This window comes from Streptomyces sp. NPDC089915, from assembly GCF_040684675.1.
Lineage (GTDB): Bacteria > Actinomycetota > Actinomycetes > Streptomycetales > Streptomycetaceae > Streptomyces.
On record NZ_JBFBGN010000035.1, the window covers coordinates 33,117 to 55,750 of the forward strand.

Here is a 22,634-nt window from a genome sequence, read left to right on the forward strand (position 1 = left end):
GTGCCGCGCCCGAGGGGCACGGCACCGGCCCGTCAGACCTCCTCCGGGAAGGCGTCCGGGACGCCCAGCACGGGGGCGATCGTCCGCCAGATCGTCGCGCGCGCCGTGGCGAGGTCCACCCGGGGGTCGTCGAGCATCAGCCGGATGCCCAGCCCGTCGCACAGGGCCAGCACCAGCGTGCCGAGCGCGGCCACGTCGCAGTCGCGGAACTCCCCGGACGCGATGCCCCGCTCCACCGCCCCGCCCACCCACGCGTGCAGCTGCTCGTACAGGTCGACCGCGAGGTGCCGGGCCGCCGCGTCGCGCTGGGCGCGCACCCACAGCTCCTGCCAGAGCTTCCAGTCCTGGCGCAGCTCCGCGTCCGTCGGCAGCATGCTCCGCAGGATCCGGGCCAGCGCGACCGCCGCCGGGACGGAGCCCGCCCCGTCCCCGGAGTCCTTCCCGGTCTGGGCGAAGGAGTGCGTCATCGCCTCGGCGAAGAGCTTCTCCCGCGTGTCGAAGTGGTAGTGCAGCAGGGCCTTCGAGACACCGGCGTGCTCGGCCACCTTGCGCATGCTGATGCTCTCGAAACCGATGTCCGCGATCACCTCGCACGCGGCCGTGAGGATCCGCTCACGTGTCTCGAGTGCGCGCTCGGCCTTGGTCACGTCGGCTGCTCCCCGTGTCGGCGCCCCCGGTCCGGGCGGGCTGGCCCGGCCGCCGTGGCGGGCACCCCGCCATCCTCGCGCATCGCGGCCCCTGCGTTCCCTCCGTACGTGTGGAAGCCCCGGCCCGTCTTGCGCCCCAGCCGCCCCGCCTCGACCATCCGGGCCAGCAGGGGCGGCGGGGCGTACAGGGGCTCCCGGTACTCCGCGTACATCGACCGCGCGATGGCCTGCACGGTGTCCAGCCCGATCAGGTCGGCCAGCGCGAGCGGCCCCAGCGGGTGGGCGCAGCCCAGGGTCATGCCCCGGTCGATGTCCTCGGCCGAGGCCCGCCCGCCCTCCGCCATGCGGACGGCGGCCAGCAGGTAGGGCACGAGCAGCGCGTTGACCACGAACCCCGCCCGGTCCCGGGCGCGGACGACCTCCTTGCCCAGCACCCCGGAGGCGAACGCCCCCACCCGCCGGACGGTCTCCTCGCCGGTGAGCAGGGACGGCACCAGCTCGACCAGCGGGAGCACCGGTACCGGGTTGAAGAAGTGCAGGCCGATGACCCGTTCCGGCCGCGAGGTGGCGGCGGCCAGCCGGATGACGGGCAGCGACGAGGTGTTGGTCGCCAGCACGGAGTCCCGGCCCGCCACCACCCGGTCGAGGCGGGCGAAGACCTCCAGCTTGGCCGCCTCGTCCTCGGCCACGGCCTCGACGACCAGGTCCCGGTCGGCCAGCCGGCCCAGGTCCGCGGTCACCGTGATCCGGCCGGCGGCGGCGTCGCGTTCCGCCGGGGTCAGCCTGCCGGAGGCCGCGGCGCGCCCCAGGGAGCGGATGATCCGCTCCCGGCCGGCGGCCGCCGCCGCGGCGTCCGTCTCCACGACCACGACGTCCCGCCCGGCGCGGGCGCAGACCTCGGCGATGCCGGATCCCATCAGCCCGCAGCCCACGACCCCGACCCGTGCGAACCCGGCCTCTTCGGCCCGGGCCTCCTCGACATCGACATCGGCACCGGTCATCCGTGCGTCCTCCCTGCGCTGGTTGGTCTGGTGTGCCGGGGGCGGTGCGCACGGCGTCCGTCCGCACCGCCCCCGGGGGAGCCGGGCCGGGGTCAGCCCGCCGACGGCATCCGCAGGACGCCCGTGCCGCGCTTGACGAGTTCGCCCGCGACGATCAGCCGCTGGATCTCGGATGTCCCCTCCCAGATCCGGTCCACGCGCAGCTCGCGGTAGAGGCGCTCGACCGGGTACGAGCGGTCGTAGCCGCGTCCTCCGAAGATCTGCAGGCAGCGGTCGACGACGCGGCCCGAGGCCTCGCTCGCCGCCAGTTTGGCGATGGCCGCCTTGGCGTGCAGCGTCTTGCGGTCCTCCGTGCCCGCGTCGACCTCCCAGGCGACCTGGTGGGTGTAGGCGCGGTTGACGGCGATGTCGACGGCGCTGTCCGCGAGCATCCCCTGGACGAGCTGGAACTCGGCGATCGGCGAGCCGAACTGGCGCCGCTCGACCGCCCAGTCCCGGGCCAGTTCCAGCGCCCGCTCCGCCGCCCCGATCGTCCGGGCGGCGATCATCAGCCGCTCCTCCGTGAACCAGGAGCGGGTGATGTCGTAGCCCCGGCCCACCTCGCCCAGTACCGCCGTGTCGGGGACGAAGACCTCGGTGAAGGTGAACTCGGGGTGCTCGTAGACGAAGGTGTGCATCCAGCGCGGCACGCGGGTCATCTCGACGCCCGGGGTGTCCTTGTCCACGAGGAACAGCGTCGGCGCGCCCTCCTCCCCGGCGGCGGCCAGCACGATCATGAAGTCGGCGTGGTCCCCGACCGTGACGAACCACTTCTCCCCGTTCAGCAGCCAGCCGCCGGCGGTCCGCGTCGCCGTCGTCCGCAGGCTCTGCGGGTCGGAGCCGGCCTCGGGCTCCGACACCGCGTAGCAGTCCCGGCGCTGCCCGCGGATCACGGGGACGAGGTAGCGCTCGCGCTGTTCGGGGGTGCAGTACGACAGGGCGTTCGCCGGGCGCCACACCATGTCCCACAGCGCGCCCGTGAGCCGACCGAGTTCGGCCTGGACGGTGACCTGCTCCAGGATGCTCAGGCCCGCCCCGCCCCACTCGCGGGGCATGTTGACGGCCTGGAGCCCGCTGTCGAGGACCGCGTCGCGGATCTCGGTGTGGGCGTGCGGCGGCAGGCCGTTGTTCTCCTCGCAGTCGGTCTCGTACTTCATGATGAACCCGGTGAGCGCGCGCGCCGCGTCCTTCAGCTCTTCCTGACGGGGCGTGAGGCGGAAGTCCATGTCGTTCCCTTGCTGTCGGTGGGGGCTGGTCGTCGTCAGGAGGCGGAGGGGAGGGCGAGGACCCGGGTGCCGCGCTTGATCAGCTCGTTGGCGATGATCAGCCGCTGGATCTCGGAGGTGCCCTCCCAGATCCGGTCGACCCGCAGCTCCCGGTACATGCGCTCGACGGGGTACGAGCGGTCGTAGCCCCGGCCGCCGAAGACCTGGACGCACCGGTCGACGACCCGGCCCGCGGCCTCGCTCGCCGCGAGCTTCGCCGTGGACGCCTTCGCGTGCAGGGTCTTGGGGTCGGCGCCGGGCAGGCCCGCCTCCCAGGCGACCTGGTGGGTGTAGGCGCGGTTGACGGCGATGTCGACGGCGCAGTCCGCGAGCATCCCCTGGACGAGCTGGAACTCGGCGATCGGCGAGCCGAACTGGCGCCGCCCGACCGCCCAGTCCCGGGCGAGCTCCAGGGCCCGCTCGGCGGCTCCGACCGTCCGGGCGGCGATCATCAGCCGCTCGTCGGTGAACCACTCCTTCGTCAGCTCGTAGCCGTTGCCGACCCCGCCCAGCACGTCCTCGTCGGGGACGAACACGTCGGTGAAGGTGAACTCGGGGTGCCCGTTGACGGCGGAGTGCATGAACCGCGGGACCCGGGTCATCTCGACCCCGGGGGCCGCCTTGTCGACGAAGAACAGGGTGGCCGCCCGCTCGGGCCCCGCGTCCGCCTGCACCAGCAGGAAGTCCGCGATGTCGCCGCAGGTCACGAACCACTTCTCGCCGTTCAGCAGCCAGCCGCCGGCCGTCCGGTCGGCCGTGCTCGTCCCCGAGCCGGGATCGGAGCCCGCGCCCGGCTCGGTCACCGCGAACGCGTCGAACCGCTCGCCCCGGATGACCGGCAGCAGGTACTTCTCCCGCTGTGCCTCCGTGCCGTACGCCAGGACGTTCGCGGGCCGCCAGGGGATGTCCCACAGGCAGTTGGTGACCTTGCCGAACTCCTCCTCGACGATGACCTGGTCCAGCAGGGACAGACCGGCGCCGCCCCAGGCGGCGGGCATGTTGATCGCGTAGACGCCGGCCTCGATCGCGGCGCGGGTCAGCTCGCGGACGGTGTCGGCGGGCAGCGGGCCGCCCGCCTCCTCCGCCCGCTCCTCGTACCGCATCAGGAGCCGCGCGTAGGCGGCGGCCCGTGCCTTCAGGGCGGTCTGCTCGGGGGTGTAGCGGAAGTCCAACGTGTCCTCCGGGGGTGCGGATGCGGTGGCGGCCGGGTCAGGCCTTGGGGGCGTCGGCGGGGGCGGTCAGGACGGCCCGCGCGTCGAGGGCGAGGGCTCCGTCGGGGCGTACGAGGAGGGGGTTCACCTCCAGTTCGGCGATCTCGGGGTGGGCCGCCGCGACGGTGGTGACCCGCTCGATCACGGCGGCCGCCGCGGCCACGTCGAGCGCGGGCCGGCCGCGCACGCCGTCCAGCAGCGCCGCGCCGCGCAGCCCGCGCAGCAGGGCCTCGGCCCGCGCGGCCGTGACGGGGGCCAGGGCGAAGGCGACGTCGTGCAGGGTCTCGGTGAGGACCCCGCCGAAGCCGACCAGGGCGACCGGTCCGAACCTCGGGTCCCGCCGCACGCCCACGATCAGCTCGACTCCGTCCGCGAGGCCGGCCATGGCCTCGACCGAGTACGCGGGCGCGCCCAGCCGCTCCCGCATCTCCCGGTACGCGGCGAGGAGCGCGGCCCGGTCGGGCAGGGCCAGCGCCACCCCGCCCGCGTCGGACTTGTGCGGCAGGTGCAGCGCCTTGAGCACGTACGGGCCGTCGAACTCCGCCGCCGCCTCCAGGAGTTCGCCCTCGTCGGTCACCTCGTACGCCGGGGGGAAGGGCACCCCGCCGGAGGCGAGCAGCGCCCGCACCCCGTGGTAGCCCGGGTCCCGCAGCGGCGCGGCGGGCTCCGGCAGCGCGGGTACGCCGCCGGCCGGGGCGGGCCGGACGGCGAGGGCGGCCAGGGCCCGGGCCGCGTCCTCGGTCGCGGAGAACACCGGCACCCCCGCCTCGGCGAGCACCCGGCAGCTGGGCGAGTGCGGGTACATCGACTGCACCACGAGGGGCTTCGCCGTCCCCGCCAGGTGCGAGACGATCTCCTTCGCGGCCCGGGTCTCGCCCTCCGCGAGGACGGAGCCGCCCGCCGGCCCGCCGCCGAGACCGCCCCCGGCGGCGGCGTAGCCCCCGAAGTAGCCGGTCATCAGCACGGCGTCGACCTCCTCGGCGGCGAGGAGCTCCCCGACGGTGTCCGCGTACGACAGCGGCCGCCGCTCGCCCATCCCGGCCAGGTCGACGGGGTTGGCGACCGAGGACTGGTCCCACAGGACGGTCCGCAGCCGGTCCCGGAGCGGGCCGCCGAGCTCCGGTACCTCCAGCCCGGCGTCCTCGGCCGCGTCGGCGGCGATCGCGCCGTGGCCGCCGCCGTCGGTGAACACCGCGGTGCGCCGGCCCCGGCCGCGGGCCCCCGAGGAGAGCGCCGCGAGGGCGACGGTCATCTCCCGGGGCGTGCGGACCGGTACGACACCGGCGTCGCGGCAGGCGGCCGCGACCACGTCGGCGGAGGTGGTGAGCGCCCCGGTGTGGGACCGGGCGCTGCGCGCGGAGGCGGAGCCCCGGCCGGCGGTGAGGAGCACCACCGGTTTGCCCGCCGCCGCGGCGGCCGCCGCGAAGGCCCGGCCGTCGCCGAAGTCCTCGGCGTACACGGCGATGGCGGTGGTGGGCTCGTGCCGGGCGCAGTCCGCGACGAGGTCGACGAGGGTGACGTCGGCCTGGTTGCCGAGCGAGACGAACCGGGAGAAGCCCAGGCCGTGCGGTGCGCCGCGGAGCTGGAGTTCGAGGGCGAGGTTGCCGCTCTGGCTCAGCAGGGCGACGCCGCCGGGGGCGAAGCGGTCCGAGGCGAGGTACAGCTCGGTGGTGTTGTCGGCGATGCCCAGGCAGTTGGGGCCCACCAGGACCGCCCCGGCGGCTCGGACGCGGGCGGCCACGGCCCGCTGGCGGGCGAGGCCCTCGGGGCCGGCCTCCGCGAAGCCGGCGGTGATGGCGACGATCGCCTTCGCCCCGCAGGCCAGGGCCTCGTCGACGGCGGCCTCGAAGCCGGGGCCGGGTACGGAGACCACCACCAGGTCGACGGGTTCCCCGAGGGCGGTGAGGGAGGGGGCGGCGGCCCGGCCGAGGACGGTGCCGCCGCGCCGGTTGACGAGGTGCACCGGGCGCCGGCCGGGGGCGCGCAGGGCCTGGGCGGCCACGGCGTGGCCGTACTTGGCCGGGTCGTCGCTGGCGCCGACGACGGCGACGGAGCGGGGGTCGAAGAGGCTGCTCAGGTCGCGGGCCACGTCATCCCTCCACGCGCAGGGCGGAGTTGGGGCAGCTGTCGGCGCAGGCCCGGGCCGCCTCCTCGGCCCCGGCCGGCACGGTCAGGGCGATGATCCGGGCGTAGCCCCACTCGTCGAGTTCGATCAGTTCGGGCGCGGGTTCCCGGCACAGTCCGTATCCCTGGCAGCGGGTGGAGTCCAGCAGGAGTTTCACGGCGTTCCTTTCAGCGCGGGCCGCGGACGGCGGGCGGGGGAGGGGCCGGCGGGGGAACCGGCCGGCGGGGAGGCGGGCGCCCGGGTCCGGGCGGCGGCGGTGAGGGCGACCTCGGGTACGGGCACCGTGAGGCGGCGGCCGTCGGGGGGAGGCGCCGCCGCGCAGACGGGGCAGGGGGCGGTGAGGTGGGCGCGGACGGGGCCGGGGAAGGAGCGCAGGAGGCTGCCGGCGATACCGGCGGCGGCGTCGAGGAGCCCGCAGGCGCCGCGTCCCCGCAGCCCCCGCGCCCAGCGGTCCAGCGACCGGGCGGTGTCGGGGCCGGCTGAGCCGGCGGTGAGGGCGGTCAGGGCGCCGGAGACGGCCGCGGTGCCGGAGACGCAGACCCCGCACTGGCGGGCGCTCTCGGCCGCGAGGTGGGCGGCGGCGTCGGCGGCGGTGGCGACCGGGCAGTCGCAGGGGCCGAGGAAGCGGATCGCTCCGCAGCCCAGGGAGGTCCCGGCCGCGGTGAGCGCGCCGGGTTCGAGGGGGAGGTCCAGGGCGCCGGGGCCGACGAGGCCGCCGAACAGGCCGCCCATCAGCGCCCCGGCCGCGCCGCCGGGGGCGAGCGGCCCGGCCAGGGCGCGCAGCGTCGTCCCGTACGGGACTTCGGCCAGGACGGGCGCGGCGCCCGGGCCGGAGAGGGTCACCAGGGTGGTGCCGGCGATGGCGCGGCGCAGTGCGGGCCGGGCGGCGGTGAGGGCGATCCGGGCGAGGGTCTCGGCGTTGGAGACCAGGGTGGGGGCCCCGCCGACACCCCGTTCGAAGGGGCGGGGCGGTTTCGCGGCGGGCAGTGCGGGCCCGCCGTCGATCCTGCGGACCACCGCCGTCTCCTCGCCGGCCACGTAGGCGTGGCGGGTCTCGACCACCTCGACGGGCAGTGGCGGCGGGTGTTCGGCCAGGGCCCGGCGCACGCTCTCGCCGGAGGCCGGGTCGGAGAGGTAGACGTAGCCGCGTACGGCGCCGGTGACGGCGGCGGCCCGGGCGAGCCCGTCGAGGACCAGGTGCGGCCGGGCCCGCAGCAGCCAGCGGTCCTTGGCCGAACCCGGTTCGCCCTCCTCGCCGTTGGCGACGACGACGGGGGCGCCGCCGCGCTCGCGCACCGAGCGGAGTTTGACGGCGGCCGGGAAGCCGGCGCCGCCGCGGCCGCGCAGTCCGGAGTCGGCGAGGTGGGCGAGGAGTTCCCCGGGGCCGGTGGCGGCGGCGTAGCCGCCCGTGGCGCGGTAGGCGGCGGCGCTCTCCGCGCGGTGCGGGTGCGTGCCGAGGACGGAGGCGGGCGGGGCCGTCGAGGGGGGTCGGACGGTGGTCACGGGCGGGCTCCTCGGGGGGTGGGGGCGCGCAGGATCCGCACGGCGCCCTCCAGGGCGGCGCGGTCCCGCGCGGTGCGGCCGTATCCCGGTCCCGGGAGGCCGATGAGCATGCGGTGGTGGTCGAGGACGACCTCGGCGGCGAGCAGGGCGGCGGCCCGGTCGCCGGGCCGGGTTCCGGCGGCGACCGCGGTCACCAGGCCGGTGACCTCGGAGAGGTAGCGCAGCCAGGCGCGCCGGCCGCCGCGCAGGACGAGGTGCTCGACGCGGCGGTGTTCGGCGTCCGCCAGGTCCCGCGGGAGCGGGGCCCGGCCTCCGGGGAGGGCGCGCAGGGCGGCGACCGCGGCGGGGAGTTCTCGTTCCGGTTCGGGGGTGAGCCCGAGCCAGTCCAGACGGCGACGGCCGCTCATGCGTGCCTCCGGGAGGTGGGGTGCCGGCGTCGCCCGCCCCCGGCGGGAGGCGTCGGGTGGCGTGGGGTGCGGCGGGATTCCGGTGCCCGGGGCGGGGACGCCGGGGGCGTCCGGTGGGGTACCGGGGGGTTCGGGAGAGCGCGGGTGTGGGGCCCGGAAGGATTCGGGCGGGCCGGGCGGGTCGATCCGTACCCCTGTTGACCAGGGTGAATACGGGCAAAGCCCGCGCAGCGACAGGAAAGCGCGTTTACTGACCGATCGGTCAGGCAAGAACCAAGCTAGCTGACCGATCGGTCAGTGAACAAGTCTTGACCCGGCGGAAACGAGCCAGCAATCTGACTGTCCCATCGGTCAGTCCGGGTCCCGGTCTCCCGCCCCGCCCGGCTGTCCGCAGCCGGGCCGCGCCTTCCGGATCCCGGCCCGCGCCGCCCGCCACCGCACGCCGACACCGACCGCCGCACCGCCGCACGGAGGAGTCACCGATGCACTCCAGAGCCCCCGACGCACCCGCCCCCGGCCCCGCCCTCCCGGCGCGCTACTACACCGACCCCGAGACCGCCGCCGCCGAGACCCGCCACGTCTTCGCCCGGTCCTGGCAACTGGTCTGCCACGCGTCCGACCTGCCCGCCCCCGGAGCCCGGATCGCCGCGACGGTCGCCGGCCGGGAGGTCCTCGTCGTCCGCACCGAGGACGGCGGCCTCGCCGCCCACCTCAACGTCTGCCGCCACCGGGGCACCCGCCTGGTCACCGCCCCCGAACCCGGCGGCAAGGCCATCCGCTGCCCCTACCACGGCTGGACCTACCGCCTCGACGGCAGCCTCGTCGGCGCCCCCGAGGCCCGGCAGATCCCCTGCCTGGACAAACCGAACCTCGGCCTGTTCCCCGCCGCCGTCGAGTCCTTCCTCGGCTTCGTCTTCGTCAACCTCGACCTCGACGCGGTCCCGCTGGCCAAGAGCTGCGCCGGCCTCGCCGACGCGGTCGGCCACTACGCCGGAGCCGACCTCGTGCCCGTGGGCCGCGCCCGCATCCACGACCTGGCCGGAGCCGAGGTGCAGCAGGCCAACTGGAAGGTGGCCGTCGACAACTACCTGGAGGGCTACCACGTCCCCGTCGCCCACCCCGGCCTGATGCGGCTGCTCGACTACCAGGGCTACACCGGCGAGATCGAGGACTCCTACGCCCTCTTCGCCTCACCGCTGCGCGACAAGCCCTCCTCCAACTGGACCGAACGCCTCTACCAGCGGATCGCCGCCCCCATGCCCGGCCTCACCGAGGCCGACCGGCGCGTCTGGCGCTTCGCCGTCATCTACCCCAACACCCTCATCGACTTCTACCCCGACCACGTCCTCGCCTGGACGGCCGTCCCCACGGCCGTCGACCGCGTGGCCGTACCCGGCGGCTTCTACACCCGCCGCGGCGCCGGCCCGCGCACCCGCCTCGCCCGCCGCCTCAACATCCACATCGGCTGGATCACCAACGACGAGGACGCCGAACTCGTCGCCCGCGTCCAGCAGGGGCTCTCCACCCCCGGGTTCGAACCCGGGCCGCTGTCGCGCCGCGAAGCGGCGGTCGCCTGGTTCGCCGGCCGCATCCGGGCCGACCTCGACGGCGCCGGGCAGTAGCCGCCGCCTCCCGTACGCCGTACGAAACCGGCCGTCCCCCCGCGGCCCCTACGGAGAGGACCCCATGTCCCCCGAGGCACTCCCCCCGAGCAGACGCACCCTCCTGCGGGCCGGCACCGCCGCCGCCCTCGCCCTCACCGCCGCCGGCTGCGGCTTCGCCCCCCACGACGACCCGGCCGACCGGGCGGCCGCCGAGACCCCCGTCGACGCCCGGGTCGACGGCGACCTCGTCTACTTCAACTGGGCCGACTACGTGGACCCCGAGGTCTTCGAGGGATTCCAGCGCGAGTACGGCGTCAAGGTCATCCAGTCGAACTTCGACTCCATGGAGGGCATGGCCGCCAAACTGGGCGCCGGCAACCGCTACGACGTCATCTTCCCCAGCGCCAAATGGGCCCAGCGGCTCGCCGCCGGCGGCCGGCTGCGCCGCATCGACCACTCCCGGCTGCGCGGCGCCGACGCCCTGTTCGGCACCTACGGCTACTTCACCGACCCCTGGTACGACCCGCACTCCGCCCACACCGTCCCCTTCACCATGTACAAGACGGGCATCGGCTGGCGCCGCGACCGGCTCGGCGACCTCGACGGCTCCTGGCAGGACCTGTGGAGCGACCGGGCCGAGGGCAGGGTCTTCGTCCTCGACGACCGCGACGAGGTCCTCGGCCTCGGCGCCCTCAAACTCGGCCTGCCCCTGACCACCGACGACCCCGCCGACCTCGGGCGCGTCACCGACACCCTCCGCTCGCTCCGCTCCCGCCTGCGCGGCTTCTCCAGCGACAGCTACAACAACCTGCTCAACGGCAACGCCGACATGACCCAGGCGTGGAGCGGCGACATGGCCGCCATGCTCGCCCAGGCCGAGGACCCCTCCGTCTTCGGCTTCGAGACCGCCCGCGAGGGCGCCCCCGTCAACTCCGACTGCTACGCGATCCCCGCCAACGCCCGCCACCCCGGCACCGCGATGCTCTTCATCGACTACATGCTCCGCCCGGAGAACGTGAAGAGGAACATCGCCTACATCGGCTACCCGATGCCGGTCCGCGGCACCGAGGACGCCTACGCGGCACTCGTCGAACCGTTCCCCCAGTGCGTGGTCACCGCCGACGACCTCAAGGCGGACCTGTTCTACCGGAACGGCGACGCGCGCGGCGAACGGGCCCGCGATGCCGCCTGGACCGAGGTGAAGGCCGGCTGACATGGCACACGAAGACAAGACCGCGAACCCGTCCCGCCTGTGGACCTGGCTCCTGCTCCCCGGCACCCTCTGGATGACCGGGTTCCTCCTCGCCTCCCTCCTCCTCGTGGCCGCCCTCGCGCTCGGCACCACCGACCCCCTCGGCAACCCGCGCTTCGGCCTCGACCCCGGCAACCTCACCGCCCTCGCCGACCCGGCCTACCGCACCGTCCTGCTGCGCTCCCTCGGCTACGCGCTCGTCACCTGCCTCGTCAGCCTCGCCGTGGCCTATCCCGTCGCCTACGCCATCGCCCTGCACGGCGGCCGGTTCAAGAACCCGCTCATCGCCGCCATCGTCGTCCCGTTCTTCGCCAACTACCTGGTACGGATGTACGGCTGGTCCGTCGTGCTGTCCGACGACGGCCCCGTCCTGAAGGCCCTGCGCGCCCTCGGGCTCGCCGACGGCGGCACCCGGATCCTCCAGACCGGCGCGGGCGTCGTCGCCGGACTCGTCTACGGGTTCGTCGTCTTCATGGTCATCCCGCTGTACGCGGCGCTGGAACGCATGGACACCTCGCTCATCGAAGCCGGCCGCGACCTGTACGGCGGCCCCCTGCGCACCTTCCTCCTCGTCACCGTCCCCGCCACCCGCCAGGGCGCCGCGGCCGGCTGCGTGCTCGTCTTCCTGCCCGCCATGGGCGACTTCGTCAGCGCCCAGCTCATGGGAGGACCCGACCAGATCATGATCGGCAACCTGATCCAGGACAAGTTCTTCCAGGGCCAGAACTGGCCGCTGGGCTCGGCCCTCACCATGCTCCTGATGGCGGTCCTGTTCCTCGGCATGCTCGGCTACCTGCGACGCGCCCGCAAGGACGAGGCGGAGGCGGCCCGATGAGCACCCGGACGCCCCGCCGCCGGCGCGGCGCCGCACGCCGGCCCCGCTTCGCCCTCGCCGTCACCGCCGTCTTCTTCGCCCTGCTCTACCTCCCCGTCGCCGTCGTCGTCCTGTTCTCCTTCAACGGACAGAAGTCCCTCACCGTCCTGCACGGCACCAGCCTGCGCTGGTACGCGGCCCTCTTCCACGACGACGTCCTCCTCGGCTCCCTCGGCATGAGCCTGAAGGTGTCCCTCGTCGCCACGGCCGGCGCGCTCGTCCTCGGCGTCGCCCTCGCCCTGGGCCTCGTCCGCAGCCGCAGCCGCCTCGGCTCCCTCGCCGGGCTGATCATGCTCGTCCCGCTGGTCACCCCGGAGATCGTCACCGGCGTCGCCGCCATGCTCCTCTTCAAGGGCTTCGGCATCACCCTGTCCACCACCACCGTGATGCTCGCCGAGATCACCTTCTCCGTCTCCTACGTGACGGTGATCCTCCGCTCCCGCGTCGCGGCCCTCAACCCCGAGGTCGAGGAGGCCGCCATGGACCTCGGCGCCACCCGCGCCCAGGCCCTGCGCCTGGTGACCCTGCCCGCACTGCTGCCGAGCATCCTGGCCTCCGCGGTCCTCGTCTTCGCCCTCGTCTTCGACGACTTCGTCCTCGCCTACTTCACCACCGGCGTCGACCCGCAGCCGCTGTCCGTCCGCATCTACTCGGCGATCAGGTTCGGCGTCCAGCCCACCATCAACGCCGTCGGCACCCTGATGCTCGCCGGCTCCGTCGGCCTCATCGTCCTCGCGCTCGCCATCCCGCGACTCTTCGGCCGCCGGGGCGGCCTCGACCTGCTCTCCGGGAAGTGATCACCGTGCACCCGAAGCCCGCCCACCCCACCCCCGTCCACCCCGCCCCCGCCGTCCGGCTCGACCGCGTGAGCAAGCGCTACCCCGCCGGCGGCGGCGCCTACGCCGTCCGGGAGGTCGGACTCGACATCGCCAAGGGGGAGTTCTTCTCCCTCCTCGGCCCCTCCGGCTGCGGCAAGACCACCCTGCTGCGGATGATCGGCGGCTTCGCCGACCCCACCGAGGGCGCCGTCCTCCTCGACGGCCGGGACGTCACCGGCCTGCCCCCGCACAAACGCGACGTCAACACCGTCTTCCAGAGCTACGCCCTCTTCGAGCACCTCTCCCTCGCCGACAACGTGGCCTTCGGCCTCAAGCGCAAGGGCGTCGCCCGCGCCGAGATCCGCGAACGCGTCGGCGGCATGCTGGACCTCGTCCAGCTCGGACACCTCGCCGCCCGCAAACCCGCCACCCTCTCCGGCGGCCAGAAACAGCGCGTCGCGCTCGCCCGCGCCCTCGTCAACCGCCCGCAGGTCCTCCTCCTCGACGAACCCCTCGCCGCCCTCGACCTCAAGCTGCGCCGCCAGATGCAGGTCGAGCTCAAACAGATCCAGCGCGAGGTCGGCATCACCTTCGTCTTCGTCACCCACGACCAGGACGAGGCACTGACCATGTCGGACCGGCTCGCCGTCATGAACGAGGGCCGCGTCGAACAGTGCGGCACCCCCGAGGACGTGTACGAGCGCCCCACCAGCACCTTCACCGCCTCCTTCATGGGCACCTCCAACCTCGTCCCCGGCACCTACCGCGCCGGCCGCGTCGCCCTCGACGACGGCCCCGAACTGCCCGTCGGCCCCCGTACGTCCCTCGCCGACGGCAGCCGCGTCAACCTGTCCATCCGCCCCGAGAAGATCTGGCTCTCCGACCTGGAACCCGGCATGGCCCGCGTCACCGGCGTCGTCCGCGAGACCGTCTACTCCGGCCCCACCACCACCTACCTCATCGAACTGGCCCCCGGGGTGACGGTGTCCGTGCTGGAGCAGAACACCGTCCGCTCCCGCCGCGAGGACCGCTGGAGCGGCGGCGAGCGCGTCGAGCTCGGCTGGAAGCCCGAACACTGCCTGGTCCTGGACTGAAGCCGCCCGACCGGAGGAACCCCCTGATGAACCACGACGTCATCGTGCTCGGCGCCGGCCTGGCCGGCCTCGCCGCGGCACGCGACCTCGCCGCCGGCGGCGCCGACGTCCTCGTCGTCGAGGCCCGCGACCGGGTCGGCGGACGCGTCGAGCAGACCGCGCTCCCCGACGGACGCCTGGTCCAGCTCGGCGGAGAGGTCGTCGGCAGCGCCCACACCGCCTACACCGCCCTCGTCGCGGAACTCGGCCTCACCCTGACCCCCAGCTACGTCGCCGAACCCGGCGCCCTCACCCGCGCCACCCCCGAGGCGGTCTCCGCGGGCGACCCGCCCCACTGGTTCGGACCCGGCGACGACGCCCGCCACCGCAAGGCCACCGAGGCCTTCCGCGCCCTCGCCCGGACCGTCGACCCCGAGAACCCCTGGGCCCACCCCGACGCCACCGCCCTCGACCGGCTCTCCGTCGCCGGCTGGCTGCGCTCCGAAGGGGCCGGACCGGCCGTCGTCCGGCTCTGGGAGATCGGCCAACTCGCCCTCGCCGACGGCTCGTACGAGCGCACCTCGCTCCTCGCCGCCCTGCGCAAGCACGCCGCCGTACCCGTATCCGCAACGAGCCCCGAGCACTACGACTACGAGGCCTGGGAGGGGCTGCGGGTGGCCGAGGGCTCCGCCACCGTCGCCCTGCGCATGGCCGCCGGCCTCACCGGACGCGTCCGCACCGGCTCACCCGTCGAAGCCGTCACCGTCGGCCGCCCCGGCCGCTGCGCCGTACGGCTGGCCGGCGGCGAGACCCTCACGGCCTCCGCCGTCGTCAGCGCCCTGCCCGTCGGCCCGCTCCGCTCCGTCGCCGTCACCGGGGTGAGCGAGGAGCGCCTCACCTCCCTCCACCGCCAACGCCAGGCGCTGGCGGCCAAGTTCACCGCCGCCTACGACCGCCCCTTCTGGCGCGACCGGGGCCGCAGCGGCCTCTCCGAATGCGAGGGCCTCCTCGGCAGCACCTGGCCGCAGGGCGAAGGGATCCTCTCCGCCCTGGTGCCGCCCGAACGGTACGGCGTCCTGCTCGGCACACCCGGCCCACGGCGCACCGCCGAACTCCTCGACGACGTCGCCCGCCTCTACGGCGACCGGGCCCGACACCCCCTCGCCGCCCACCTCCGCCTCTGGGGCACCGACCCCTGGACCCAGGGCTACGTCACCCAGTGGACCCCCGGCGACGTCATGGCCGTCGGCCCCCGCCACGGCACCCACGAACCGCCCTTCTACGTCTGCGGATCCGACCAGTGGGCGGCCGGCTACATGGAGGGCGCCGTCCGCACCGGACGCGCCGCCGCGAAGGAGGCCCTGCACCGTGGCTGACCCCGTCCTCAACCACATCGGCGGCGCCGACCGCCCCGCCGCCTGCGGCCGGACCGCCGAACTCACCGACCCCGCCACCGGACGCGTCCACCGCCGCGCGCCCCTCTCCGGCCCCGCCGACGTCGACGCCGCCTGCGCGGCCGCCGCCGCGGCCCACCCGCACTGGTCCACGACGACCCCGGCCACCCGCCAGCGCGCCCTGCTCGCCCTCGCCGACGCCGTCGAGGAGCACGCCGACGCCCTCACCGACGCCGAGACCGCCGACACCGGAAAGCCCCGCCACCAGTTCCGGACCGGGGAACTCCCCGCCATCGCCGACACCCTCCGCTTCTACGCCGGAGCCGCCCGCACCCTGCCCGGCCCGGCCGCCGCCGAGTACACCGAGGGCCGCACCTCCCTGCTGCGCCGGGAACCGGTCGGGGTCTGCGCCCAGATCACCCCCTGGAACTACCCGCTGATGATGGCCGTCTGGAAGCTCGCCCCCGCCCTCGCGGCGGGCAACACCACCGTCCTCAAACCCGCCGACACCACCCCCTCCTCCACCGCGCTGCTCGCCCGCATCGCCGCCGGACACCTGCCGCCGGGCGTCCTCAACGTGGTCTGCGGCGACCGCGACACCGGCCGCGCCCTCACCGCCCACCCCGCCGTCGCCCTCGTCGCGGTCACCGGCAGCACACGGGCCGGCCGCGAGGTCGCGGCCGCCGCGGCCGCCGGCCTCAAACGCGTCCACCTGGAACTCGGCGGCAACGCCCCCGTCCTCGTCCACGAGGACGCCGACCCCGGCGCCACCGCCGCCGCCCTGGCCGCCCTCGCCTACTACAACGCCGGCCAGGACTGCACCGCCCCCACCCGCTACCTCGTCCACCACCGGATCCACGACGCGTTCCTCGCCGCCTTCGCCGCCGAGGCGGCGAAACTGCGCACCGGCCCGCCGGACGCGCCGGACACCGACTTCGGCCCCCTCAACAACGCCGCCCAACTCGCCTCCGTCCAGGGCCTCCTGGCCCGCCTGCCGGACCACGCCCAGATCGTGACCGGAGGCGCCCGCCTGCCCGGGCCGGGGTTCTTCCACGAGCCCACCGTCGTCGCGGGCGTCCGCCAGGACGACGAGATCGTCCAGGAGGAGGTCTTCGGGCCGGTCGTCACCGTCCAGCCCTTCGCGGACGAGGAACAGGCGCTCCGCATGGCCGGCGGGGTCCGCCACGGCCTGGCCGCCAGCGTGTGGACGGCGGACCACGACCGGGCCATGCGCGCGACCCGGGCCCTGCGCACCGGCATCGTCTGGGTCAACACCCACGGCACCACGGTCTCCGAGATGCCGCACGGCGGGGTCGGCGCCTCCGGCTACGGCAGCGACCTCTCGATGACGGGCCTCCTGGACTACACCCAGGTCAAGCACGTCATGCTCTGATCGGCGGCGGGGGCTACCGGGTCGCGGCCGTGATCGGCTCAAGTGGGCCTGCGGGTAGGGTGATTCCCGTACACCCGTTCGCGACACCCGTCGCACACGCCACGTCCAGGGGGACCCCGCATGCACCCGACCACCCGTAACGCCGCCGTCGTCGCGGCCGCCGTCGCCGCCCTCACCGGTGCGGCCACCGCAGTCGCCGCCGATCCCGGCGCGGCGGACGACAAGGGCGCGATCAGCGTCGTCGCCCACATGGCGATGGCCCCCGCCCCCGTGGACCCGGCCCCCGCCCCCGCCGGCGGGGAGCTGGCCGTGGTCGAGCACATCGCCATCGGCTGAACCCGGCATGCACGACCGCCGGTCCGCCGCGCCGACCGGACTGCCCGTGGTGGAGAGGCTGGTCGAGCTCTCCACCCGGCTGCAGCGGATGTGGGACGCCGACCCGGCGCTCGTGTTCCCCGGCTGGGGCCACCCGTTCCGCGCCCTCGGGGAGCTGCTTCCCGAGCACGACGTCCTGCGGGCGGACCGGCACCCGCAGCTGGTGCCGCTGCTCTGGTACCCAGCCCTGCGCACACCCGGCCCCCACGGCGAGGTGGTCGAGGTCTTCGACCACCTCCCGGGGGAACGGGACGCGGCCCCGCTGATGCTCGGACGGCGCGACCTCGCCGGACTGTACGGCTGGGCCGTGATCACCGCCTCCGTGGCCGGCTGGATCAGCGAAGCCCTCGCCGGCGCGGCCGTGCTGGAGGTCGGGGCCGGATCCGGGTACTGGGCCCGGCAGCTGACCCTCGCCGGTCTCCACGTGCTGGCCACCGACCTGCACCGGATCGAGGCCAACGGCTTCACGCACGGCTTCCGGCACGCCGAGGTGGAGACGCTCGGCGCGGCCGACGCCGTACGGCGCCACCCCGGCCGCGCCCTGCTGCTCGTCTGGCCGCCGCCCGGCGACCCCATGGCCGCCGAAGCCCTGCGCGCCCACCGGGGGGACACCTTCCTGTACGCGGGGGAGGGACCGGGCGGGATGTGCGCCGACGCGGCCTTCTTCGACGAGCTGGACCGCCACTGGGCGGTCGCGGACGTCTGCCCGCTCACCGTCCGCTGGCTCGGCCACGGCGACGCCGTCACCCTCTACCGCCGCCGCTGACCCCCGGGTCTGGCGTGAAGCAGTGAATCACTGCTTCAATCCTTCCCATGCCCTACCGCCGCCCGCCCGTCGTACAGGCCCGGCTCGACGCCCGTCGCGACCGGGTCCTGGAAGCCGCCGTCCGCCTGATCTCCCGGGAGGGGTACGCCGGCTGCTCCGTCGCCGCGATCGCCGCCGAGGCCGGGATCTCCACCGGGAGCGTCTACCAGTCGTTCTCCGGCAAGTCCGAGCTGGCCGCCGCCCTGTTCCGGACCCTCGTGGCGAGGGAGGTCGAGGCGGTGACCGCCGCCGCGGACCGTCCCGGGACCGCCGCGCAGCGGGTGGCGGCGGCCGTCGAGACCTTCGCCTCGCGCGCGCTCCAGGCACCCCGGCGGGCCTTCGCCCTGCTCGCGGAACCCGCCGACCAGGCCGTCGACACCGAACGCCTCGTCTTCCGGCGGGCGTTCCGCGACGCCTTCGCCCGGCAGATCGCGGCGGGCACGGACAGCGGCGAACTCCCGCCGCAGTCGGCCGAGCTGACCGCCGCGGCGCTGGTGGGCGCCATCGCCGAAGCCCTCGTCGGTCCGCTCGCCGACGGCGACGCCTCCCCCGGCGAGATCATCCCCGGCCTGATCACCTTCACCCTGCGTGCCCTTGGAGGACACGATGCCGCAGACGCATGAGGTCACCAACCAGGTTCCCCCGCACCACGGTTACGACGCGGCCGCCGACCCGGCCCTGCTGGAGGCCCTCGACCGAGAGGGCGCAGGCCGGGCCGCGCCCGAGCTCCACCGCCTCGGCGTCCTCGCGGGCTCCGAACAGGCGGCCGAGTGGGGCCGGCTGGCCAACGAGAACGAGCCCGTCCTGCACACCCACGACCGCTACGGCCACCGCGTCGACGAGGTCGAGTTCCACCCGTACTGGCACCGGCTCATGGACACCGCCGTCTCGTACGGGCTGCACGCGGCCCCCTGGACCCAGGACGAGCCCGGCGCACACGTCGCCCGCGCCGCCAAGTTCATCGTCTGGAGCCAGGTCGAGGCGGGCCACACCTGCCCGGTGTCCATGACCTACGCCGCCGTCCCGGCCCTGCGCGCCGCGCCCGACCTGGCCGCCTGGCTGGAGCCGCTGCTCGCCTCCCGCACCTACGACTTCGGGCTGCGCCGGCCCGACACCAAGCGCGGGCTGATCGCCGGCATGTCGATGACCGAGAAGCAGGGCGGCTCGGACGTCCGCGCCAATACCACCAGCGCCGTCCCGGCCGGGGACGGCACCTACCGGCTGACCGGGCACAAGTGGTTCACCTCGGCCCCCATGTCGGACGTCTTCCTCACCCTGGCCCAGGCCCCGGGCGGCCTGTCCTGCTTCCTGCTGCCGAGGGTCCTGCCCGACGGAACCCGCAACCGGCTGCTGCTCCAGCGCCTCAAGGACAAGCTCGGCAACCGCTCCAACGCCTCCTCCGAGATCGAGTACGACGAGGCCTTCGGCTGGCTGGTGGGGGAGGAGGGGCGCGGGGTCGCGACCATCATCGAGATGGTCAACATGACCCGCCTCGACTGCGTCCTCGGCGGGGCCTCCGGCATGCGGCTCGGCCTGGTCCGGGCCGTCCACCACGCCACCCACCGGCGGGCGTTCGGCAAGGCCCTGATCGACCAGCCCCTGATGCGCAACGTCCTGGCCGACCTGGCCCTGGAGTCCGAGGCCGCGACCGCCGTCGCCATGCGCCTGGCCGGGGCCACCGACCGGGTCGCGCGCGGCGACGCGGACGAGGCGCTGCTGCGCCGCCTGGGCCTGGCCGTGACCAAGTACTGGGTGTGCAAGCGCGCTCCCGCGCACGCCGCCGAGGCCCTGGAGTGCTTCGGCGGCAACGGCTACGTCGAGGACTCGGGCATGCCCCGCCTCTACCGCGAGGCCCCGCTCTCGTCCATCTGGGAGGGCTCGGGCAACGTGGCCGCCCTGGACGCGCTGCGCGCGATGGCCCGCCGGCCCGAGACCGTCGAGGCCTTCTTCGCCGAGGTGGGCCGGGCGGCCGGCGCCGACCGGTACCTGGACGCGGCGGTGGCCGGGCTGCACAAGGAACTGGCCGACCCCGCCGAGGCCGAGTACCGGGCCCGGCGGCTGACCGAGACCATGGCCCTGGTGTTCCAGGCCTCGCTCCTGGTGCGGCACGCCCCGGCGGCGGTGGCCGACGCGTTCTGCGCGTCCCGGCTGGGCGGCGAGCACGGCGGCGCGTACGGCACCCTGCCGGCGGGGGTGGACACCGCGGCCGTCCTGGAACGGGCCCGGACGACCGCCGTCTGAGCCGTACTCCCGGCCCGGCGGCGGCGCACCCGCCGCCGGGCGCCCTACGGGAACGGGTGCGGGTGGAAGGGCAGTTCGGCGTGGCGCGGCGGGGCGGCGGCCCGGCCCAGCCGGTGGGGGACCTCCAGCAGCCGGGGCAGCCCGCGCGTGCGCCGGTTGACGTGGCCGAACGTCATCGGCAGCGCCCCCGGCACCACCGCCTTCGCCGCGTACAGGCCGAGGCGCTCGCGTACGCCCGCCTCGTCCTGCCCGACCACGACCACCTCCAGCCCCTCCCCGGCCAGCCGCCGCACCGTCGCCTCCAGCAGCCCGGCCAGATCCGCCACCGGCTCCGGCGCGCCCGGCCAGACCTCCCGCCACGGCGCCGGCCGGTCGTCCCCCTCGTACAGGAAGTCCAGCCTCGGCCGGGCCTCCGGCAGCCCGTACAGGGCGGTGTGGTCGGCCAGGGTGACGACCAGCTCCGGCCGCTCCAGCATCGGCCGCAGCCGGCGCGGATCGCAGATGGCGGGCTCCGCCCGCAGCCGCTGGGCGGCGTTGAACACGTTCGTCACCGCCTCCACCACGGCCGAGCGGATCGCCGCCCGCGGGTCGTGATGGGCCCCGGCCGCCACGAACACCTGCGGCGCCGCCGAGCGCGGATCGCCGTGCCGGGCGACCGCGATGACCGCCGGGACGCCGAAGTCGTTGGTCGCGTCCAGCAGCGCCAGCCCGTAGCCCGCCAGCTCCGCCCGGTCGGCGAGGTGCAGCACCTCCGGGTCGTCCTCCGGCAGGGCCACCCGCCGCAGCGGGGTCCGGGCGTACCAGGCCATCAGGAACGCGTCCCGCTCCGCGACCTCGAACAGCCCGTACAGGGCCGCCTCTTCGGGGCTGTTGCCGAGACCGCAGCCGCTGGAGCACTCGTAGACCACGCGCGGCCGCCCCGGACTCGGGTCCCAGTAGGCGACGTGCTCGGGCACGGCGACCGGCCGCGCACGGGTCAGCGACCAGCCGTGCACCCAGTCCAGTTCCAGCTCCGGGGTGTAGGGGACGGTCGGTGACGCCGGATGCCCGTGGTGGGCCGGATCGGGCAGCCCGAGCCGCTCCGGGTCCAGGGCCCGCTCCGGCCCCAACTCCGCGTACGGGGACCGCAGTACGGTGCGCCGCCCGAGCGGGCTCATCCCCGTGAGCCGCTCCACGCCCTCGAAGAGCGCCACCCGCTCACTGCCGTCGAAATCGCCAGACCGGCCGTAACCGCCGTCGGGCAGCTCCCGTCCGTGGGTGACGTACGCACTGGTCAGACAGTGCGCCGAGTCCTCGGTGCGGACCACCCGGCGGACCGGTCCGAACCGCTCGTCGTACAGCTCCGCACGCAGACCGGCCGTGTCCGTAAGGGTGTTGGGGCCGCGCAGCACCGCCGGGTCCGGCAGCGGCCCGCCCGTCCAGCGCGGCCGGGCGGCCTCCGCCGAGTCCCCGGGCAGCGGCAGGCAGACCGCGCAGCCGCCGAGCGGCCGGAAGGCGTGCCCCGACCAGCCGCCGCGCCCGTGCCGCACGACCCGTACGGCCGCACCCGCGCCCGGGGCCGGGAGGGGCAGCTCCAGCAGCTCGGCGGCCAGCGCCGCGACGGCGTCCGCCAGGGCGGGGGAGGGGCGTCCCGCCAGCCGCAGCCCCGGACTGTGCCAGGGCACGCGGCCGCCGGTGGTGGCGAGCCGGCGGTACTCCGTACAGGAGAGGCAGCCCTCGGCGCCCGGCCGCAGCACCGGCCCGACCACCGTCAGCGCGCCGTCGCCGCGCACCGGGACCAGGGCGACGGGATGGCGCAGCGCGTGCCGCGACAGTGCGGCGGCGGTCCCGAGGTCCCAGTCCTCCAGGAGGACGGCGGCCCGCCCGGCGGTGGCCGCGAGCGCGCCCGCGGAGTCGAGGACGGTCAGCCCCAGCGCGGCCAGGGCCGAGCCGAGGGGGGTTGAGGTGGCGGACGGGGTCATCGGGGCCCTCTTTCCGGGTCGGTGGGGGAGACGGCCCCGCTCCCGGGGGCGTCCCGGACGTCGAGGACGGTGAACCCGCAGCCGCGCAGGGCCGCGGCGAGGACCCGCTCCTCGGGGCCGGCGGGCTCCCACGCGGCGGCCCGCAGCCCGGTGAGCCCGCGCAGGGCGGTGTGCAGCGCGGCCTCCCGTCCGGCGACGGCGGCCCACCAGCCCGCCGCCCAGCGCTCGTCCTCCCACGGGGCGGGCACCACCCCGGCGGCCGCGAGCACGCACGACTCCCCTCCGGCCGCGCTGACGTGACGGCCCGCCGGAACGAGCTGCGCCGCCCGTACGCGGACCACTGCGGCCAGCGCCGCGAAGGCGGCGGCGTCCCCGGCGGTGGCCTCCACGGCCTGCCCGAGCAGCGGCCCCGAGCCGCCCGTACCCGCGCGCACGTCGGCCCGGTGGGCCGTACCGGCGGCGTCCAGCGGGGTCACGTACAGCTCCGCCCGCACCCCGAGCCGCCGCGTCAGGACGCCCCACCAGTGCCGGGCCTGCGGATGCCCGCCCCCGTACGGGTCCCAGGGCGCGGCCCCCGGCATGGGCCGAGCTGAACCTCGGCGCGGGCGGCGGCGGCCGCCCCGCACCGGCCGGCGCCCAGCCCGCC

Annotated in this window: 20 protein-coding genes and 1 pseudogene; 11 read left to right on the plus strand and 10 right to left on the minus strand. The window is 75.5% G+C overall.

The genetic code is table 11. The features are described from left to right. Nucleotides 1–32: 32 nt before the first annotated feature. From AB0O29_RS13830 to AB0O29_RS13865, 8 genes are all read right to left on the minus strand, one after another. Nucleotides 33–647, minus strand: a complete 615-nt coding sequence (locus AB0O29_RS13830) for a TetR/AcrR family transcriptional regulator (RefSeq protein WP_365150976.1) — start codon at nucleotides 645–647, stop codon at nucleotides 33–35. Next, nucleotides 644–1,648 (minus strand): 3-hydroxybutyryl-CoA dehydrogenase, encoded by a 1,005-nt coding sequence (locus tag AB0O29_RS13835; RefSeq protein ID WP_365150979.1) that lies wholly within the window; start codon nucleotides 1,646–1,648, stop codon nucleotides 644–646. The genes AB0O29_RS13830 and AB0O29_RS13835 overlap by 4 nt, the downstream gene beginning before the upstream one ends. Nucleotides 1,649–1,740: 92 nt before the next feature. After that, entirely contained in the window at nucleotides 1,741–2,913 is a 1,173-nt protein-coding gene (locus tag AB0O29_RS13840; RefSeq protein WP_365150982.1) for an acyl-CoA dehydrogenase family protein, read from the minus strand. Nucleotides 2,914–2,948: 35 nt separating this feature from the next. After that, a complete protein-coding gene (locus AB0O29_RS13845) occupies nucleotides 2,949–4,124 on the minus strand; it encodes an acyl-CoA dehydrogenase family protein (RefSeq protein ID WP_365150985.1) in 1,176 nt (391 codons plus the stop codon). A gap of 37 nt (nucleotides 4,125–4,161) precedes the next feature. Beyond that, nucleotides 4,162–6,252 carry an acetate--CoA ligase family protein gene (locus tag AB0O29_RS13850; RefSeq protein WP_365150988.1) on the minus strand — a complete coding sequence of 697 codons (2,091 nt, stop codon included), beginning with the start codon at nucleotides 6,250–6,252 and terminating at the stop codon, nucleotides 4,162–4,164. A gap of 1 nt (nucleotide 6,253) precedes the next feature. After that, nucleotides 6,254–6,445: a ferredoxin gene (locus AB0O29_RS13855; RefSeq protein WP_365150990.1), complete on the minus strand. Its 192-nt coding sequence runs from the start codon at nucleotides 6,443–6,445 to the stop codon at nucleotides 6,254–6,256. Then, nucleotides 6,442–7,791 (minus strand): NADH-ubiquinone oxidoreductase-F iron-sulfur binding region domain-containing protein, encoded by a 1,350-nt coding sequence (locus AB0O29_RS13860; protein ID WP_365150993.1) that lies wholly within the window; start codon nucleotides 7,789–7,791, stop codon nucleotides 6,442–6,444. The genes AB0O29_RS13855 and AB0O29_RS13860 overlap by 4 nt, the downstream gene beginning before the upstream one ends. Beyond that, nucleotides 7,788–8,198, minus strand: coding sequence for a hypothetical protein (locus AB0O29_RS13865; protein WP_365150996.1), 411 nt, complete (start codon nucleotides 8,196–8,198; stop codon nucleotides 7,788–7,790). The genes AB0O29_RS13860 and AB0O29_RS13865 overlap by 4 nt, the downstream gene beginning before the upstream one ends. A gap of 482 nt (nucleotides 8,199–8,680) precedes the next feature. On the opposite strand from AB0O29_RS13865, the gene AB0O29_RS13870 reads away from it, so the two are divergent. The 11 genes from AB0O29_RS13870 (at nucleotide 8,681) to AB0O29_RS13920 (ending at nucleotide 20,027) form a co-directional block, all read left to right on the plus strand. Beyond that, a complete protein-coding gene (locus AB0O29_RS13870; RefSeq protein WP_365150999.1) occupies nucleotides 8,681–9,820 on the plus strand; it encodes an aromatic ring-hydroxylating dioxygenase subunit alpha in 1,140 nt (379 codons plus the stop codon). 64 nt (nucleotides 9,821–9,884) lie between these two features. After that, nucleotides 9,885–11,015 carry a spermidine/putrescine ABC transporter substrate-binding protein gene (locus AB0O29_RS13875; protein WP_365151002.1) on the plus strand — a complete coding sequence of 377 codons (1,131 nt, stop codon included), beginning with the start codon at nucleotides 9,885–9,887 and terminating at the stop codon, nucleotides 11,013–11,015. Nucleotide 11,016: 1 nt separating this feature from the next. Continuing rightward, nucleotides 11,017–11,889 (plus strand): ABC transporter permease, encoded by an 873-nt coding sequence (locus AB0O29_RS13880; protein ID WP_365151005.1) that lies wholly within the window; start codon nucleotides 11,017–11,019, stop codon nucleotides 11,887–11,889. Beyond that, a complete protein-coding gene (locus AB0O29_RS13885) occupies nucleotides 11,886–12,725 on the plus strand; it encodes an ABC transporter permease (protein ID WP_365151008.1) in 840 nt (279 codons plus the stop codon). The genes AB0O29_RS13880 and AB0O29_RS13885 overlap by 4 nt, the downstream gene beginning before the upstream one ends. Nucleotides 12,726–12,793: 68 nt before the next feature. Then, on the plus strand, nucleotides 12,794–13,840 hold the full coding sequence (locus AB0O29_RS13890; RefSeq protein ID WP_365151039.1) for an ABC transporter ATP-binding protein: 1,047 nt from the start codon (nucleotides 12,794–12,796) through the stop codon (nucleotides 13,838–13,840). A gap of 26 nt (nucleotides 13,841–13,866) precedes the next feature. Then, nucleotides 13,867–15,195 (plus strand): NAD(P)/FAD-dependent oxidoreductase, encoded by a 1,329-nt coding sequence (locus AB0O29_RS13895; protein ID WP_365151011.1) that lies wholly within the window; start codon nucleotides 13,867–13,869, stop codon nucleotides 15,193–15,195. Then, nucleotides 15,188–16,606: an aminobutyraldehyde dehydrogenase gene (locus tag AB0O29_RS13900; RefSeq protein WP_365151014.1), complete on the plus strand. Its 1,419-nt coding sequence runs from the start codon at nucleotides 15,188–15,190 to the stop codon at nucleotides 16,604–16,606. Before AB0O29_RS13895 ends, AB0O29_RS13900 begins: the two co-directional genes overlap by 8 nt. A gap of 120 nt (nucleotides 16,607–16,726) precedes the next feature. Continuing rightward, the gene (locus AB0O29_RS13905; RefSeq protein ID WP_365151017.1) at nucleotides 16,727–16,942 is read left to right on the plus strand and encodes a hypothetical protein; all 216 of its coding nucleotides are present in this window, start codon (nucleotides 16,727–16,729) and stop codon (nucleotides 16,940–16,942) included. A 7-nt stretch (nucleotides 16,943–16,949) separates the two neighbouring features. Continuing rightward, nucleotides 16,950–17,747 (plus strand): hypothetical protein, encoded by a 798-nt coding sequence (locus AB0O29_RS13910; protein ID WP_365151020.1) that lies wholly within the window; start codon nucleotides 16,950–16,952, stop codon nucleotides 17,745–17,747. 47 nt (nucleotides 17,748–17,794) lie between these two features. Next, on the plus strand, nucleotides 17,795–18,409 hold the full coding sequence (locus AB0O29_RS13915; protein WP_365151022.1) for a TetR/AcrR family transcriptional regulator: 615 nt from the start codon (nucleotides 17,795–17,797) through the stop codon (nucleotides 18,407–18,409). Further along, nucleotides 18,393–20,027, plus strand: coding sequence for an isovaleryl-CoA dehydrogenase (locus AB0O29_RS13920; protein WP_365151024.1), 1,635 nt, complete (start codon nucleotides 18,393–18,395; stop codon nucleotides 20,025–20,027). Before AB0O29_RS13915 ends, AB0O29_RS13920 begins: the two co-directional genes overlap by 17 nt. 44 nt (nucleotides 20,028–20,071) lie before the next feature. Here AB0O29_RS13920 and AB0O29_RS13925 read toward each other — a convergent pair whose 3' ends face one another. Together AB0O29_RS13925 and AB0O29_RS13930 are read right to left on the minus strand one after the other, a co-directional pair. Beyond that, nucleotides 20,072–21,988 carry a TOMM precursor leader peptide-binding protein gene (locus AB0O29_RS13925; protein ID WP_365151027.1) on the minus strand — a complete coding sequence of 639 codons (1,917 nt, stop codon included), beginning with the start codon at nucleotides 21,986–21,988 and terminating at the stop codon, nucleotides 20,072–20,074. Beyond that, nucleotides 21,985–22,634: pseudogene (locus tag AB0O29_RS13930) on the minus strand (hypothetical protein); the annotation flags it as partial. The gene AB0O29_RS13925 and the pseudogene AB0O29_RS13930, both read right to left, overlap by 4 nt.

Excerpts from the sequence above, each read along its gene's own strand:
- AB0O29_RS13835 (WP_365150979.1), bottom strand. The coding sequence starts at position 1,648 with ATGACCGGTGCCGATGTCGATGTCGAGGAGGCCCGGGCCGAAGAGGCC.
- AB0O29_RS13840 (WP_365150982.1), bottom strand. The coding sequence starts at position 2,913 with ATGGACTTCCGCCTCACGCCCCGTCAGGAAGAGCTGAAGGACGCGGCG.
- AB0O29_RS13865 (WP_365150996.1), bottom strand. The coding sequence starts at position 8,198 with ATGAGCGGCCGTCGCCGTCTGGACTGGCTCGGGCTCACCCCCGAACCG.
- AB0O29_RS13870 (WP_365150999.1), top strand. The coding sequence starts at position 8,681 with ATGCACTCCAGAGCCCCCGACGCACCCGCCCCCGGCCCCGCCCTCCCG.
- AB0O29_RS13875 (WP_365151002.1), top strand. The coding sequence starts at position 9,885 with ATGTCCCCCGAGGCACTCCCCCCGAGCAGACGCACCCTCCTGCGGGCC.
- AB0O29_RS13880 (WP_365151005.1), top strand. The coding sequence starts at position 11,017 with ATGGCACACGAAGACAAGACCGCGAACCCGTCCCGCCTGTGGACCTGG.
- AB0O29_RS13885 (WP_365151008.1), top strand. The coding sequence starts at position 11,886 with ATGAGCACCCGGACGCCCCGCCGCCGGCGCGGCGCCGCACGCCGGCCC.
- AB0O29_RS13895 (WP_365151011.1), top strand. The coding sequence starts at position 13,867 with ATGAACCACGACGTCATCGTGCTCGGCGCCGGCCTGGCCGGCCTCGCC.
- AB0O29_RS13905 (WP_365151017.1), top strand. The coding sequence starts at position 16,727 with ATGCACCCGACCACCCGTAACGCCGCCGTCGTCGCGGCCGCCGTCGCC.
- AB0O29_RS13910 (WP_365151020.1), top strand. The coding sequence starts at position 16,950 with ATGCACGACCGCCGGTCCGCCGCGCCGACCGGACTGCCCGTGGTGGAG.
- AB0O29_RS13915 (WP_365151022.1), top strand. The coding sequence starts at position 17,795 with ATGCCCTACCGCCGCCCGCCCGTCGTACAGGCCCGGCTCGACGCCCGT.
- AB0O29_RS13920 (WP_365151024.1), top strand. The coding sequence starts at position 18,393 with ATGCCGCAGACGCATGAGGTCACCAACCAGGTTCCCCCGCACCACGGT.
- AB0O29_RS13925 (WP_365151027.1), bottom strand. The coding sequence starts at position 21,988 with ATGACCCCGTCCGCCACCTCAACCCCCCTCGGCTCGGCCCTGGCCGCG.